1 protein-coding gene is annotated in these 1,001 nt (G+C 67.3%); it reads left to right on the top strand.

The window, feature by feature from the left end; all coding sequences use genetic code 11:
- A partial coding sequence (locus KI810_RS17145) for a CxxxxCH/CxxCH domain c-type cytochrome (RefSeq protein WP_425513909.1) occupies positions 1 to 1,001 on the top strand: 1,001 nt, incomplete at both ends.

Below are 1,001 nucleotides of genomic sequence, written 5' to 3'. Positions count from 1 at the left end.
TGCCATGCCGTGCCGCAGGGGGCGGGGTATCCCCCCGAGCATGCAAGCAGCGAAGCCAACGTCTGCGCCAGCTGCCATGGGCATCAGAGTTCGATCGGCTCCTTCTCCGCCAGCTGCTCCAGCTGTCACGGCTATCCGCCGCCGGCCGCGGCGGCAGGGTATGCCGGGGTTGACGAGACCACCTCACCCCACCGGCGGCACGCCGGTGGTGGGACTAACTACCAGTACAGCTGCAACGAGTGCCACAAGGGGAACAGCCACAACACCAACACCTTCCAGGACGTGTACCTCGACCGGACCGGTATCCTGGCCGGCGCCAGCGTCACCTATACTGCCGCCACCCGGACCTGCGCCAACATCGCCTGCCACGGGGGAACGACGGCCGTCTGGGAGAAAGGCGCCTGCCTCGGCTGCCATTCCATAGCCCAGGGTAACCGGGCAGCGGTCACCGGCCAGTTCGGCGGCAGTTCCCACCATGTCCAGGGTGAACTGACCGACGCCAAATGCTACCAGTGCCACTGGGAGGCCAACAGTGACGGCACCATCAACGGGGCCTACCACGGTGGTGCGGCCGCCTCCGGCTCACCGGTGGACCTGGTCATCTACGGTGCCGCCACGCGCCCGGCCACTTTCACCGCCGGGGCCACCGCCGTCCAGTACACCGCCGACGGGTCGCGGGGACAAATCGAGAAAGTGACCAGCCACTGCCTGGGGTGCCACAGCGACCAGAACAACGCCACCGACCCCTTCGGCGACGGCAAGACCCCCAAGCAGTACGCCTGGGACGGCACCAGCGTCGCCGCCCGCTATGCCCAGACCGAAAAGACCACCTGGGGGAAATACTCCACCGTAACCAACGCGGCCCAGAAGCGGATTGCCAAGTCCCTGTCGGCCCACGGCAACGCGGCGGGTAACCAGCGGGGGTGGAACACCAGCACCGGTGTGGATGGCGCCATAACGAACACCAGCGGCGGCACCGGTGTCCAGTGCTACGACTGCCA

The sequence above is a fragment of the Geomobilimonas luticola genome, assembly GCF_018476905.1.
Taxonomy (GTDB): Bacteria; Desulfobacterota; Desulfuromonadia; order Geobacterales; family Geobacteraceae; genus Geomobilimonas; species Geomobilimonas luticola.
The sequence above is the reverse complement of the archived record's forward strand: the minus strand, read 5'-3'. Positions and strand labels throughout refer to the sequence as shown.